The following is a 13,948-nucleotide window of genomic DNA, read 5'->3' on the forward strand; positions in this document are numbered from 1 at the left end:
ACTGTGGAATATCCGGTTTTGGTACATTAATTCCTTCAAGAAATAAATTAAATATAAGATCAAAATTTATATATATATAATCAGCTATTAAGTAAGAGAGAAATATTAAATTTATTGCTACTAAGAATAATAATCTTTTTCCTTTAATTATTTTTATACTATGGATTTTATCCTTAGTAAAATTATAGTATGTATAGTTTTTTAAAGAGTTTATATACACCAAAGATGGACATATTGCACCGCTCAAATAGTAAAGGATTGAATAAAAGGAAATATCATTAATATTGAGTGAATACAAATTAAACCATTGTTTTTGTACAAATGGAAGAATAAGTAAAAATGAAAGTGTAACTAATAACTTCGTTGTATTGTTTTTAATTATCAAGAAAATATTTTTTTTAATTTAAAGCAATTAAATCAAACTTTCAACAATTTAGAAGTTGTTAATTTAAAAACTTTTTTATCTATAGTTTCTTGATTTAAAAGTATATCAACTAATTTATCTAGTAAGACTCTATTTTTTTTCAATATTTTTATTGAATTATTTAATGAAATTTTAGAAATATTTATGATTTCATTATCTATTCTAGAACTGGTATTTTCTGCTATGAGAGGCTTTCTTCTAAATAATCCATCTCCTAAATACATTTCATTATTATCAGAATCCATTGAAATTGGACCAATAATTGAAAATCCATATTTTGTAACCATTTCCCTTACGATATTTGTCGCATAAGAGATATCATTTATGGAGCATTGTGTAATTTCACCTTCACCAAAAACTATCGTTTCTGCTGCTCTTCCAGCTAGAGCAATTTCAATTTTTGAAAATAATAATTTTTTTGAAATCAATCCACTAGAAATTACATCTTCGTCAGGGCATATTTTTGTATATCCTCCTATAGATCCAGATCTAGGTAAAATCGTAATTTTATCAACTGATTCAATTCCATTTCTCACAGCAGATACAATTGCTCTACCTACTTCGTTATAAGCAATAATTTTTTTCATATTAGGAGAAGTTATTAATGAGCTTCTCAGGCCAATGGTAATTTTATCAAGAGCATTTTCTATATGAAGATCACTGATTAATTTAGATTCGTCTCTTGCACAGTGAATAGCACTCTCGTTCATCAAGTTTGCAAGATCTGCTCCCGAAAATCCAACTGTTCTAGAAGCCCAATATCCTAAGTCAACTTCGCTTGAAAGTGGTTTGGAAAGTGAGTGAACTGAAAGAATTTTTTTTCTTCCATCTAAATCTGGAAGCATTACTTCAATTTTTCTATCAAATCTACCTGGTCTTAATAATGCTGCATCCAAAATATCTGGTCTATTTGTTGCTGCTAAAACAATAATCCCAGAATTATCAGCAAAACCATCTAATTCAGTTAGAAGCTGATTAAGGGTTTGTTCTCTTTCATCATTTCCACCTCCGATCCCAGACCCTCTTTGCCTACCAATGGAATCAATTTCATCAATGAAAATTATACAAGGAGATTTTTCCTTAGCCTTAGAGAACAGATCACGAACTCGGCTTGCTCCAACACCAACAAAAAGTTCTACAAACTCTGATGCCGATATTGAGAGAAAAGGCACTCCTGATTCACCAGCAATTGCTTTAGCTAATAATGTTTTACCTGTTCCTGGTGGGCCTATTAGAAGAACTCCCTTAGGAACTTTTGCTCCAAGATTTTCAAATTTCTTTGGTTCTTTCAAAAATGTTATTACCTCTTTTAATTCCTCAGCGGCTTCAGGGACGCCAGCTACATCATCGAATCTCGTTTCTACATCATCAATAGTTACAAATTTAGCTTGATTTTTGGTAAAACCAAAAGCTCTGGAAGCCAATTTTGATGTACTCCTCAAGATTAAGACTATAGCTAATATGAAAATCAGGAAAAGACTTATTGAAGCAAATGAATTAGCAGCTGAGGCTTCTTTTCTACTATTGTTAATAGTTAGATCTACCTTATTTTCAGTAGCCTTTTCAAGGATTAATTGATCGTTGTAAAGGATAGGTATTTTAAATTTATCGCCATTTTTATACAGAACATCAATTTCTCTCTGCCTAGGATAGAAAAATATTGATTCTATTTTCCCCGTCTCTATATCTTCTAGAAGATCCGAATAACTTGATTTAGAATCTGAATATGAGAATTTTGATCTAAACACTAATCTTTATAAGTGATTAATAAAGCATATATGCTTATTTAAAAAATTGACGTATATAAACAAAATATACTCAAAAGTTTTGGAGATAACCAGTTAAAGGTTATATTATTATATGGAAATAAAGAAACAGAATGGCTGTACCAAAGAAGAAAAAATCAAAGAGCAAAAGGAACCAAAGGCACGCTGTTTGGAAAGGAAAAGCAGCAATAGCAGCTCAAAAAGCTATATCTTTAGGTAAATCAGTTTTAACTGGGAAAGCTCAAGGATTTGTTTATCCTATTGAAGAAGAAGAAGAAGAATAGCTTTTAAGATCCTAATTTAAATGCTTCAAGTATAACGGCATAAATTGCACCAATTCTTAATTTATCAACTACGGTCCATAGATAATAAAATTTTGAACTTGCGGCAGGTTTAATTCTTATAATGATTTCAATAAAAATAATAATTATTGGGACCATTATCAACTCATTTTTACCTTCAGATATAAATTTTGTAATAAAATTTGCGAACAAAAAATAACCTGTCAAAACAGAAATTAGACCAATAGATTTTGTTCTCCAAGTATCACTTAGAAAACCAAAAAATAAATTATTTAACTGGTAGGTAATTCTTGAAAAATTAGTTTTTTGCATTACTAAAAGACACTAAATAATCACTTAGAAAGTTATAGTCAACATATGATTTTTTTAGTTTAGGGCCTTTAATTACATTTGCCACATTATTCTGATCACCAAGACTGTCTAAAATACAATCTAATTTAATATTTTCCTCAAGAACAATTGGGATATTTGAAGGAACAAAAATTGTTGGCAAGTTAGCTGCCAAGGAAGATTTCAATCCTGGATTGGAGTCTTCAAAAACAATTGAGTTGTTTTTGTTTATACCACTTAATTGGATTGCCTTTAAATATGGTAATGGATTTGGTTTCTTTAATTCAACGTCTTCGCTTGAAATAATGAACTCAAAAGGGTTGAAGCCATTAAAAAGATAATCAACAAGTAGATTGACTTGAATTCTTGAACTTGAAGTAACAATAAATTGTCTTACTTTTTTTCTATGTAATTCATTTATTAATCTAAAAACACCAGTTTTTAAACTAACGCAATTTTTTTTTATAATTTCTAAATAATGAAACTGCTTTGTTTCATGAATTTTGAGAATTAAATCTTCTGAGAAATTATCATTATTAGATTTAGCGTAATAAGCAATCCTATTTTTGCCCCCATTTATCTTCAGAAGTTTTATATATGTATTAGTATCCCAATTCCAATCAATACCAAGGTCATTAAAAGCATTATTAAAAGCAGGTAAATGGGCCTCTAATTCAGTATTTGCGATGGTACCATCTAAATCCCAATAAACACCCTCCAGATAAGTCACCAAAAAGAATTTCTTTTATTTACGGTAAAATACAAGAGCAATTATTGCTGGTCCTGCTAACGCAACTACAGCCAAAGGAATAAGTGTTGCCATGATTAATGAATATGTTTTGTGATACTATTTTTACAAATAAATGACGAAACTGTACTGATACGTTACAAGATTGAATTAAATTATGAAATCATGGACATGTATAGAAAATTGTGGAGCTTGTTGTAAATTCGACTTGAACGAAAGAAGCGATTTGGCTAACAAACTTAACAAAGAAGATATAGCTTTGATAAATTCGATGACGGCTAAAGACGGTTGGTGTAAAAACCTGGACAGAGAAAATAAAAAATGCTTAATTTATGAAACCAGACCACATTTTTGCCGGGTAAGTGAATTTTCAACTTCATTTAAAGGATATTTGAAATCTGGTGATAAATTTTTAATAGATTGCTGCAAACAACATATTTCATCAAATTATGGATACCAAAGTAAAGAGATGAAAACTTTTAGAATTGCTGTTTCAGGAAAATGAATAGTAAATTAGAAAAAAAAGAAAACAATCTAGAAAAAAGTTTTTTTTCAATATTTATAACGACTTTTACAACAATTTTTATTGCTGAACTTGGCGATAAAACTCAGATAGCCACATTAATGCTTTCTGCTGAATCGGGCAGGCCAATAATTGTTTTTCTTGGAAGTTCTCTAGCATTAATAAGCTCTAGCATAGTAGGAGTTCTTATTGGTAAATGGGTATCAAAAAAAATATCTCCTAGCAAATTTGCTTTATCTACTGGTACTTTAATGATATTGATAAGTATATTTTTAGCTTATGAAACATTCAAAAATTATTTATAAATGGTTTTAAGTTTATTACTATCAACATTTCTAACCGTTTTCATAGCTGAATTAGGTGACAAAACTCAACTAGCTACTTTAACTATAAGTGGCACTTCAAATAAACCATTAGCAGTTTTTCTAGGATCTTCTTCAGCACTTGTTTTTGCAAGTTTACTAGGAGCTTTAACAGGTGGTTCTATTTCAAGTTTTTTACCCGAAGTAGTTCTTAAGTCAATAGCGTCCATTACATTTTTCATCATTGGTATAAGGCTTTTTATCAACTCTTTCACCATCGAAAAAGAAGAAAAAGAAGAGAAAGAAAATAATTAGTTTTAAGCTTGGATAATAAGGTGTAATAATGAAGTGTATACCCCTAAATTAATTTATAATTTCATTTAGATCATGTTCACATCATCTTCAATAATTGATAATCTTAATCAGTCAGAAGGGTTAGAATATAAAAAATTATGCAGATTATTAAAAATAACAAAGAAATCTGATAAGGATAAATTAGATATTGCTTTAACAGCTCTAGAAAAACTTGAAATAATTAATAAAAATGAAAATGATGAATATACTTGCATAAAAGATAGTGATCATCTTGTCGCCAAAATAAGATGTAGTAGCAAAGGCTATTGCTTTGCTGTAAGAGGAAAAGACAAAGAAGATATCTACATTAAAGAAAATCTACTTAACTATGCATGGAATGGAGATAAAGTTTTAGTAAGGATAATAAAAGAGGGATATAGAAGAAGATCACCTGAAGGAATAGTTGATTGTATTCTTGAAAGATCAAATCAAATACTTCTTTCTAAAGTAGAAATAATAAACAATGATGTATATGCAATCCCAATAGACGATAGGATCCTTTCTAAAATTAAACTTCCAAAAGAGAATAAAAAATACACTTTCAATCCAGACAATAAGAATATAGTAAAAGTTGAGATTGATAGATTCCCCATAGGTCAAGAAGAAGGACTAGGTCATGTGATACAAGAACTAAAACTAAACAATAATGAAGACTATGATACAGACTTTGTTTTATCTAAAAGCAATATCGTTAAATCATACGATTTAAATCATATTGAATCAAAAAAAATAGAACAAAGGGAGAGGATAGACCTTACAGATAAAAACTCTTATTTATTCAAAAGTTGGAATTCTAATAATTCTCCAATGCTCCCAATGATTCAAATAGAGCAGGGAAAAAATAAAAATACTAAATTATGGATACATACAAATAATCTTGCAGAAAGAGTAGATCTAAATAGTAAAAAATCTCTAGAAATATTATTCAAAGGCTTTGAATCATTACCCTTATTAAATGATTGGCAAAACTACCTTGGTGAAGCCATAAGAAATGATTCTGAATTTAAATTTGGTGAAAAGAATGAAGCAATAAGCCTCTGTGTCAATTTAAATAGTGATAATGAAATAATTGATTGGTCATTTCATCTTACTTTAGTAAAATGCACTCTTATTGTTGGAAGTGATCATACTGACGCGCTTCTATCTAGAAAAAGCAAATCAAGAATAACCTCTCGGGTATTAAAACCTATAAAGGAATATGTCGACGATTTAGATAAAATACTAGAAATTTCATGTTCATTCAGAGAAAACCATCTTTTGGAGGGTAAGGTGGAAATTCCTGCGCCACTGAATAAGATTGAAGCACTAGAAGAATTTTTTATTCACAATCCAGCTGAATATTCAAAAGGATATTTTGAATCATTAAATAAAGAAGATTGCCAAACTTACCTTTCACCAATACTATATGAAGCTAATTTAATATGGTTCAAACATTCAAATCAATATGGCTTAAAAAGTGCAGGATACATCTCAAATGGAATAGATTACGTTAATGCTAATGAAATTATCAAATATTCAGAATTTATTGATAATGATGTAGAGCTTAATGAAGATGGCAATTTGACATTTAGTCAAGTAATTAAATTATGTGGCGATGATAATAAAAAAAGAATCTTACATAAACTTCTAATTAATGAATTTAAGGACAATGAAATAAGGTTGATATCTAAAGATCCTGATAATGATGAATCAGAAAAATTATTTATTTCTCCATGGACAATTCCTGGATTTGACTTCACAAATCTTATAAATCAGTACTGTATTTTTAATATGATAATAAATGGTAAGAAATCAAAGAAAAATAATATAAATGAAATTAATATATCTGAGAGTAATTCATTAGAATTAGTAAATTGGGATATATTTAATTCATCAATTTCAAAAAATCTAGAAATATTATTTAACAAGTTTGTGATAGATAAACTTAATGAATTCAAGTACAAAGTTAACCAATATAAATCTAATATGATAAATATAAAAAAAGTAAGAAAAGCAGAAAAATTACTAGGTAATATTTATAGTGGGTTTATTTTATCAGTGCAAACATATGGTTTCTTTGTTGAGATATCAGAACTAAATGTAGAGGGTTTAGTACACGTAAGCACTCTTAATAATGATTGGTATGAATACAGGTCAAGGCAAAATCTATTGATTGGAAGAAAATCTAAAAAATCATATAAAGTTGGAGATGCAATAGAAGTAAAAATAATAAAAGTCGATATTCTTAAATATCAAATTGATTTAGAATTAACATAAATAAATTTTCACAAAATATATTATGGAAATATTAACCAAAAAAATTTAAGATAACTTTTTATAATTATGTTTAAGAAAAAATATTTACTTTTAACTCTTTTTTTAATAATAATTTTTCAAATTTTATTATATACAAATAATAATCAGAAGACTTCATTTAGATACTTTAAATGGACCCTCCAAGAAGTAAGTATAGGTAAGTTAATCAGTATTTCGTTTTTTTCTGGTTTATTTGTAAGCACTTTATTGAATACAACAATTACTAGTACTAGTTTCAGAAAAAAAACTTTCGAAAATGTGGAAGATGATTTTGTATCTAATAATAATGAGGAAGAAATGGAACCAAACGTTGAGATGCCGCCACAAAGGGATATTAGAGAAACTCAACCAACAATTTCTGTTAATTACAGAGTAGTCAAAAATATGAATGATAATAATTTAAAAAAAGATCAAAGTTATTCAAATCAAGATATTAAAGATGACTGGGATAATGCTGATAATGATTGGTAGAAAAATAAATTAATTAAAAAATGTTTTTTTAATTTATAATAGAATAAATAGTTTTTTTTATGGAAGAAAATTTAGACAAAAATAATGAAGTAAATAAAGAAATATCTGACAACACTACTAAATCAAACTCTGAGGAAATAAAAGGACCTAAATCAGAAAAAGTTATCAATATGGATATAAATAATGGTGATTCTGCTACTAAAGTTGTTATAAAAAATGAAATTAATACTCCCGAAAAACCTATAACAAAACCCAAAAAAGAACTCCCAGTAGAGAAAAAGCCTTTCCAAGAATTTATTAACATGCACCTAATTCCTTCACTTACTGAGGAAATTAATCAAAGAGGATTAGAAATAAACAATATTAACCTCACTAACACAAATAGACCTATTGCTGGAGATAAATGTTGGGTAATAAATTGTGAAATTAAAGATACATGTAACTTTTGGTTATCCTTTGAGAAGGATGACATTAGTTCATTAAAAAGTATTTCTTTATCAAAACCTAATCAAAAACCAAGTATTATTGAATCTTTTCTTATTGACGAAAAAAGAATTACCCTAAAATTAATTATTTCAAGAGTACTTCAAAGATTGAATGGGCAAAAGTTAATAGGAGTTAATTAGAAAAACAATAACACCAAGTTAACTTTTCCCTCGAAAATACAAATCATAGTAAATAATAGTATTAATAAACCGAATAAAAAATGGCTCAATCAACTGTTGAATCAAAAAATAAAAAAGATATTAATAATGGAAAGATACCAGCAAAAGAAACAATTTTGTCCCCAAGATTCTATACAACAGACTTTGAGGCTATGGAAAATATGGATTTATCAATAAACGAGGAGGAATTGGAAGCTATATGTGAGGAATTTAGGAAAGATTACAATAGACATCATTTTGTAAGAAATAGTGAATTTGAAGGCGCTGCAGAAAAATTAGATCCTGAGACAAGAGAGCTTTTTGTTGATTTTCTCGAGGGAAGTTGTACTTCAGAATTTTCAGGTTTTTTACTTTATAAGGAACTTAGTAAGAGAATTAAAGTCAAAAACCCTCTACTTGCTGAATGTTTTGCTCATATGGCCAGAGATGAAGCAAGACATGCAGGTTTTTTAAATAAATCAATGAGTGACTTTGGACTTCAGTTAGATTTAGGTTTTTTAACAGCCAATAAAGATTACACTTATTTCCCTCCAAGAAGTATTTTTTACGCTACTTATTTATCCGAAAAAATAGGTTATTGGAGATACATAGCAATTTATAGGCATCTCGAAAAGAACCCTGATAGCAAAATTTTTCCACTATTTAATTACTTTGAAAATTGGTGTCAAGATGAAAATAGACATGGGGATTTCTTTGACGCATTAATGAAAGCACAGCCACGTACTGTTAAATCTTTAAGCCAAAAAATTACCATTGGCGGCTCTACTTTTACACACCCATTATTTGACTACTTCCATAGGTTTAGATATTTTTTGAATAATCTTCCATTAACATCCAAGTTATGGTCTAGGTTCTTTCTATTAGCTGTATTTGCAACTATGTATGCAAGGGATTTGGGAATTAAAAAAGATTTCTACAGTTCTTTAGGTTTAGATGCCAGAGATTACGACCAGTTTGTTATTAATAAAACAAATGAAACTGCAGCTAGAGTTTTCCCTGTAGTAATGGACGTTTATGATAAATCTTTTTATGGAAGATTAGATAAAATAGTAGAGAATAATAAGGTTCTTTCCGATATTGCAAACAGTGATGGAAATAAAGTATCTAAAACTTTTAAAAAATTACCTAAATATTTATCAAACGGTTACCAGTTATTAAGACTATACTTATTAAAACCTCTTGATAGCAAAGATTTCCAACCTTCGATTAGATAATCTTTAATACAGAGAAGATTTATAGACTCATATGCTTTCGTCACAAATCAAATCAAATGAAATCGTTTTTGGTAGTTGCAATAAAGATTTATTAGAAGAAATTATTTTCTACGGCATTGGACTTGGTGCTGATTTTGTAGAAATATTTATAGAGAATACTGACAACTCAAGCGTTTTAGCAGAAGAAGATTTTATTACAAGTGTAAGTCCATCATTTGGAAGGGGTGCTGGCATTAGAATCTTCAAGGGGAAAAAGGATGGATTTGTAAGTACAAATGATTTAACAAAGCATGGCTTGATGAGATCGGTATCTCAGGCTATTGAGATGTTAGACATAACAGACAACAAAAGAGAAGTATTTAACGGTTTAAATAAACATAGGGACTATAGTTTATCCAAGAAAAAATGGATTAATGAAGTCCCATCTATTCATGAGATAAGTGAAAAACTACTAGTTAGCACAAAGTCTTTAAAAAAAAATAATAAAATAATAACTAGAAAAGGAAGTTACTCAAGAAATCTGCAAGAAGTAATTATAGCCTCCAGTGACGGAACCTATGTCTCAGATATTAGATTGCATCAAACAGTTGGACTCAACGTAATTGCAAGTGATGCCCAATATAGATCTAGTGGAAGTAGAAGATTTGGATCGTCAGGAATGCCTAATGAATTCAGATTATGGGATCACGAAAAAGCAGCTAATGATGTGTTTGAAAGTTCAATGAACATGTTGTATGCAGATTATGTTGATGCGGGACAAATGCCTGTTGTATTAGCTAATAAATTTGGTGGCGTTATATTCCACGAAGCCTGCGGTCATTTACTTGAAACTACTCAAATAGAGAGAGGAACAACACCATTTGAGAATAAATTGAATGAAAAAATTGCACATGAATCTGTAACAGCAATAGATGAAGGGATATCAGAAGGATCCTTTGGTTCATTATCAGTAGATGATGAAGGTATGGAACCCGAAAAATCAGTTCTTATAAAAGATGGAATTTTAAAAAAATTCATATCCGACAGGGCAGGTGAATTAAGAACTGGCCATAAAAGAACAGGAAGTGGAAGAAGACAAAATTATTCTTTTGCTGCAGCTTCAAGAATGAGAAATACTTATATAGCTAAAGGTGAGCACTCGAAAGAGGATTTAATCAATAGTATTAGTGAAGGTCTTTACTGCAAATCAATGGGTGGTGGCAGTGTAGGTGCTACAGGACAATTTAATTTTGCGGTAGAAGAAGGATATCTTATTAAAAATGGAAAATTAACTAGTCCAGTAAAGGGAGCAACATTGATCGGTGAGGCTAAAGAAGTTATGCCAAAAATATCAATGTGCGGAAATGATCTCGAATTGGCTCCTGGATTCTGTGGATCCATTAGTGGAAGTGTCAACGTAACTGTTGGCCAACCTCATATTAAGGTTGATTCAATCACTGTTGGCGGAAGATAGGATATGAATTCAAGAGAAATCACAACTCAAATCTCCAAAGCTGCAGATTTCCTAAATCTTAAAAAATGGGATTATGGAGCAAGCTTTTCTAATGATTATTCTGTGCAAGTAGATAAAGGAGAGGCTAAACAACTTAAGGCATCACAAAAGCAAATTTTAACTATAAGAGTTTGGAATCAATCTAATCTAGTTGGTATTACTACAACAAGTGATATTAGTGAATCTGGTATTAAAAAGGCTCTTAAGCAAGCAAATATAGCTTCTGATTTCGGCAATAAGAATGAAACTACAGAATTTTCACCACTAGCGAAGGATCCTATTAAAGTTAAGGAAGTTAAAAAAAGAAATCCTGTTGGAATAAAAAAATTACTTACACTTTTAAGAGAAGCGGAAGTAAAACTATTAGAAAGTCATGAATCCATAAAATCTGTTCCATATAATGGTTTATCTGAGAGTTTCTTTGAGAGAGTTTATGCAAATAGTGAGGGTGCCTTTCGAAGTTATTCCAAAAGTCAAGCAGCACTATATTTATATGCAAGAGCAGAAGAGAAAAATAAGAAGCCTCGTAGTTCAGGTTCCGTAAAACTTGGATATGGAGCTGATGATATAGATATAGAGTCGTGTATTAAAGAGGCTTCAAATAAAACAATTTCTCATTTAAATTATTCATCTATTAAAACTGATAAATATTTAATATGTTTTTCCCCAGAGTCTTTTTTAACGATCATTAATGCCTTTAGTTCAATGTTTAATGCTAGAAGCATTTTAGATGGAGTTAGCTTATCTAATAAAAATTCTATTGGAGAGAAACTATCTACAGAAGCACTTAATATTTATGATGATGGTCTTCACGAAAAGAATATTTCTTCATCACCATTTGATGGAGAGGGAACTCCTACCAAAAGACTATGTTTAATTAACAAAGGGAGACTTGAAAATTTTATACATTCTGAATCAACTGCAAGAATATTTAAAACAATCCCCACAGGCCACGCTGGACTAGGATCAAAAGTCTCAGTATCTCCTGATTGGATAGTAGTTGAGAAATCAGAGGAAAACTCAGATCTAAAAACATCATTAGATCACTCTACTTATGAGGGAGAATTTGTTTATATTGAAGAATTAAATGCAATCCATGCAGGTGTCAGAGCAAGTCAAGGTTCATTCTCTCTTCCATTTGATGGATGGCTCTATAAAAACGGTAAAAAAATCTCAATAGAATCTGCCACTGTAGCAGGGGATATCAAATATCTTTTGAAAAATATAGTAAATATTGAATCAAGCCAGGAGGTAACAACAAGTGGAATTTCTCCACATATATGGGTAGATGAATTATCAATAACTGGTGACGCGTGAGAATTATATTCTGGGGAACACCTGAATATTCAATTCCTAGTCTTGATATTTTTATTAAATCTAAGCACGAGGTAATTGCAGTAGTTAGCCAACCGGATAAGAAGAGATCTAGGGGAAATAAATTAATAGCCTCACCTGTAAAAAGCATTGCTGAGAAAGAATCTATAAAAATTTATACTCCAGAAAAAATCAGGGGCAATATAGATTTTATAAATGAACTTAAATCACTTTCTTGTGATTTATTTATTGTTATAGCTTACGGGAAAATTTTACCCAAAGAGATATTGGAAATCCCAAAATTTGGTTGTTGGAACGCACATGCTTCATTACTTCCAAGATGGCGTGGTGCCGCCCCAATTCAATGGTCCCTAATAAAAGGCGATGAATTTACTGGTGTAGGAATTATGAAAATGAATGAGGGACTAGATACTGGCGACATATTGTTGGAAGAAAAAATTAAAATCAATAATAACGATAATTTAAATACACTATCGGAAAAACTTAGTATTTTATCGGCAAAATTATTTTTAAATGCTACATCTTTAATCGAAGAAAATATTAATAAAAATACTAATCCTCAATTAACAAAACAAAATACCCTTGGAAGAGAAATTACTTACGCAAGAATGATTGAAAAATCAGACTTTAAAGTTGATTGGGGTAATGAGGCAATTAAAATTTCTCAAAAAATAAAAGGATTATACCCACGAGCAAATACAACTTTTAGAGGTAAGAACCTAAAAATACTTAAAATCAAAGTTTTGAGTAGTGATGAAATTAAAAATGAAAAATACCTTTTCATGAGCAATTATTCAAGACCAGGTATTATTCTTGCTGTAATAGAAAATGAAGGAATAATAATTTCAACTAAAACTGATCCGATTATTTTGTTAGAAGCAAAACTTGAAGGCAAAAACATTTCTAGCAAAAAGCAATTGATTCAACAGTTAAAGCCATCAGTAGGTGAATATCTCTCAGATTAAGTTTTAGATTCTTTTTTAGAGAATCCCCAAATGAAAGCAAAAAGAATCAAAAAATAAAAATAATAGTCTGGAAGAATAGATTCTTTAATTAACGTATTTAGTAAAAGTTTAATCCCAACTATTAAAATTGCTACGTAACCGGCTGTTTCTAATCTAGAAAATATATCCAGAAGTTTTAGAAAAATCCCCGATGTAAATCTTAAGGCTAATACTCCAATCACTGCTCCAAATATAATTAATATGTATTGATCACTTATAGCTACTGCAGTAGTGATACTGTCTATGGAAAAAGCAAAATCAGTAATTGAAAGAAGCGCTACAACCCTTAAAAACCTAAAATTATTTTTATTATTATCTGTCCCATTTTCAGCGTTTTCTATATCTGAATTTAAAAAAACATTAGAGAAGAATAAGTATATTAAATAAAAACCAGCAAAAACTCTAATAAGAATAAACTTTAGAAGAACATTAGATAATATGATGAGAATAATTCTAAATAATAAAGATATTGTTATACCAATATTTAAGGCTCTTGACCTTAATTCTGAACTGTCGAGGGATTTAGTAAGAGAAGCTAGTGCGACAGCATTATCTGCCGATAATAATAATTCTAGAGCAATTAATATTGGTAAAAGTGTAAAGATTTCGTACCAACTGTCTACCTGATCTAGTGTGGGTATAAAAGAATTTATTGCGGCTGAATCCATCAAATATTATTCACAATCAGTATAAAATCTAATATAATGTATCGGATATTTGTAA

General features: G+C 29.7%; 16 protein-coding genes. 11 read left to right on the forward strand and 5 right to left on the reverse strand.

What is annotated here, in order from left to right; translation table 11 throughout:
* Positions 1-417: 417 nt before the first annotated feature.
* Positions 418-2,172 carry an ATP-dependent zinc metalloprotease FtsH gene (ftsH, locus tag MK115_RS04280; RefSeq protein WP_287609613.1) on the reverse strand — a complete coding sequence of 585 codons (1,755 nt, stop codon included), beginning with the start codon at positions 2,170-2,172 and terminating at the stop codon, positions 418-420.
* 131 nt (positions 2,173-2,303) lie between these two features.
* On the opposite strand from ftsH, the gene rpmF reads away from it, so the two are divergent.
* The gene (gene rpmF / locus MK115_RS04285; protein WP_002805281.1) at positions 2,304-2,474 is read left to right on the forward strand and encodes a 50S ribosomal protein L32; all 171 of its coding nucleotides are present in this window, start codon (positions 2,304-2,306) and stop codon (positions 2,472-2,474) included.
* 3 nt (positions 2,475-2,477) lie between these two features.
* On the opposite strand, the gene MK115_RS04290 is transcribed toward rpmF, so the two are convergent.
* From MK115_RS04290 to psb30, 3 genes are read right to left on the reverse strand one after another with little or no spacing between them, the layout of a single operon-like run.
* Complete coding sequence (locus MK115_RS04290) at positions 2,478-2,804, reverse strand: DUF565 domain-containing protein (protein ID WP_025924501.1); 327 nt, start codon at positions 2,802-2,804, stop codon at positions 2,478-2,480.
* Positions 2,791-3,552: an HAD-IA family hydrolase gene (locus tag MK115_RS04295; protein ID WP_287609618.1), complete on the reverse strand. Its 762-nt coding sequence runs from the start codon at positions 3,550-3,552 to the stop codon at positions 2,791-2,793. The genes MK115_RS04290 and MK115_RS04295 overlap by 14 nt, the downstream gene beginning before the upstream one ends.
* Positions 3,553-3,567: 15 nt before the next feature.
* Entirely contained in the window at positions 3,568-3,645 is a 78-nt protein-coding gene (gene psb30 / locus MK115_RS09335) for a photosystem II reaction center protein Ycf12/Psb30 (RefSeq protein WP_144010216.1), read from the reverse strand.
* An 82-nt stretch (positions 3,646-3,727) separates the two neighbouring features.
* Between psb30 and MK115_RS04300 the strand changes: the two genes are divergently transcribed.
* The 10 genes from MK115_RS04300 (at position 3,728) to fmt (ending at position 13,186) form a co-directional block, all read left to right on the forward strand.
* The gene (locus MK115_RS04300; RefSeq protein ID WP_209128126.1) at positions 3,728-4,075 is read left to right on the forward strand and encodes a YkgJ family cysteine cluster protein; all 348 of its coding nucleotides are present in this window, start codon (positions 3,728-3,730) and stop codon (positions 4,073-4,075) included.
* A complete protein-coding gene (locus MK115_RS04305; protein WP_025938398.1) occupies positions 4,072-4,398 on the forward strand; it encodes a TMEM165/GDT1 family protein in 327 nt (108 codons plus the stop codon). The genes MK115_RS04300 and MK115_RS04305 overlap by 4 nt, the downstream gene beginning before the upstream one ends.
* Positions 4,399-4,710 (forward strand): TMEM165/GDT1 family protein, encoded by a 312-nt coding sequence (locus MK115_RS04310; protein ID WP_025881545.1) that lies wholly within the window; start codon positions 4,399-4,401, stop codon positions 4,708-4,710.
* 72 nt (positions 4,711-4,782) lie between these two features.
* Positions 4,783-7,005, forward strand: a complete 2,223-nt coding sequence (locus MK115_RS04315) for an RNB domain-containing ribonuclease (protein WP_287609626.1) — start codon at positions 4,783-4,785, stop codon at positions 7,003-7,005.
* Between the two features lie 66 nt (positions 7,006-7,071).
* On the forward strand, positions 7,072-7,515 hold the full coding sequence (locus tag MK115_RS04320) for a hypothetical protein (protein ID WP_287609628.1): 444 nt from the start codon (positions 7,072-7,074) through the stop codon (positions 7,513-7,515).
* 59 nt (positions 7,516-7,574) lie between these two features.
* Positions 7,575-8,141, forward strand: a complete 567-nt coding sequence (locus tag MK115_RS04325) for a DUF2996 domain-containing protein (RefSeq protein ID WP_287609630.1) — start codon at positions 7,575-7,577, stop codon at positions 8,139-8,141.
* Between the two features lie 80 nt (positions 8,142-8,221).
* Positions 8,222-9,394, forward strand: coding sequence for a magnesium-protoporphyrin IX monomethyl ester (oxidative) cyclase (gene acsF, locus MK115_RS04330; RefSeq protein WP_025890830.1), 1,173 nt, complete (start codon positions 8,222-8,224; stop codon positions 9,392-9,394).
* 31 nt (positions 9,395-9,425) lie between these two features.
* Positions 9,426-10,847: a TldD/PmbA family protein gene (locus MK115_RS04335; RefSeq protein WP_287609633.1), complete on the forward strand. Its 1,422-nt coding sequence runs from the start codon at positions 9,426-9,428 to the stop codon at positions 10,845-10,847.
* Positions 10,848-10,850: 3 nt separating this feature from the next.
* On the forward strand, positions 10,851-12,203 hold the full coding sequence (locus MK115_RS04340) for a TldD/PmbA family protein (RefSeq protein ID WP_287609635.1): 1,353 nt from the start codon (positions 10,851-10,853) through the stop codon (positions 12,201-12,203).
* Entirely contained in the window at positions 12,200-13,186 is a 987-nt protein-coding gene (gene fmt / locus MK115_RS04345; RefSeq protein WP_287609637.1) for a methionyl-tRNA formyltransferase, read from the forward strand. The genes MK115_RS04340 and fmt overlap by 4 nt, the downstream gene beginning before the upstream one ends.
* On the opposite strand, the gene MK115_RS04350 is transcribed toward fmt, so the two are convergent.
* Positions 13,183-13,893 carry a TerC family protein gene (locus MK115_RS04350; RefSeq protein ID WP_025894555.1) on the reverse strand — a complete coding sequence of 237 codons (711 nt, stop codon included), beginning with the start codon at positions 13,891-13,893 and terminating at the stop codon, positions 13,183-13,185. The genes fmt and MK115_RS04350 overlap by 4 nt on opposite strands.
* Positions 13,894-13,948: the final 55 nt, after the last annotated feature.

Origin of the sequence: Prochlorococcus sp. ALOHA_ZT_50 (genome assembly GCF_022447305.1) — a bacterium.
GTDB lineage: Bacteria > Cyanobacteriota > Cyanobacteriia > PCC-6307 > Cyanobiaceae > Prochlorococcus_A.

What these genes read in the sequence shown, in the direction of transcription:
- rpmF (WP_002805281.1), top strand. Translation starts at nt 2,304, where the DNA reads ATGGCTGTACCAAAGAAGAAAAAATCAAAGAGCAAAAGGAACCAAAGG.
- MK115_RS04290 (WP_025924501.1), bottom strand. Translation starts at nt 2,804, where the DNA reads ATGCAAAAAACTAATTTTTCAAGAATTACCTACCAGTTAAATAATTTA.
- psb30 (WP_144010216.1), bottom strand. Translation starts at nt 3,645, where the DNA reads ATGGCAACACTTATTCCTTTGGCTGTAGTTGCGTTAGCAGGACCAGCA.
- MK115_RS04300 (WP_209128126.1), top strand. Translation starts at nt 3,728, where the DNA reads ATGAAATCATGGACATGTATAGAAAATTGTGGAGCTTGTTGTAAATTC.
- MK115_RS04305 (WP_025938398.1), top strand. Translation starts at nt 4,072, where the DNA reads ATGAATAGTAAATTAGAAAAAAAAGAAAACAATCTAGAAAAAAGTTTT.
- MK115_RS04310 (WP_025881545.1), top strand. Translation starts at nt 4,399, where the DNA reads ATGGTTTTAAGTTTATTACTATCAACATTTCTAACCGTTTTCATAGCT.
- MK115_RS04315 (WP_287609626.1), top strand. Translation starts at nt 4,783, where the DNA reads ATGTTCACATCATCTTCAATAATTGATAATCTTAATCAGTCAGAAGGG.
- MK115_RS04320 (WP_287609628.1), top strand. Translation starts at nt 7,072, where the DNA reads ATGTTTAAGAAAAAATATTTACTTTTAACTCTTTTTTTAATAATAATT.
- MK115_RS04325 (WP_287609630.1), top strand. Translation starts at nt 7,575, where the DNA reads ATGGAAGAAAATTTAGACAAAAATAATGAAGTAAATAAAGAAATATCT.
- acsF (WP_025890830.1), top strand. Translation starts at nt 8,222, where the DNA reads ATGGCTCAATCAACTGTTGAATCAAAAAATAAAAAAGATATTAATAAT.
- MK115_RS04335 (WP_287609633.1), top strand. Translation starts at nt 9,426, where the DNA reads ATGCTTTCGTCACAAATCAAATCAAATGAAATCGTTTTTGGTAGTTGC.
- MK115_RS04340 (WP_287609635.1), top strand. Translation starts at nt 10,851, where the DNA reads ATGAATTCAAGAGAAATCACAACTCAAATCTCCAAAGCTGCAGATTTC.
- MK115_RS04350 (WP_025894555.1), bottom strand. Translation starts at nt 13,893, where the DNA reads ATGGATTCAGCCGCAATAAATTCTTTTATACCCACACTAGATCAGGTA.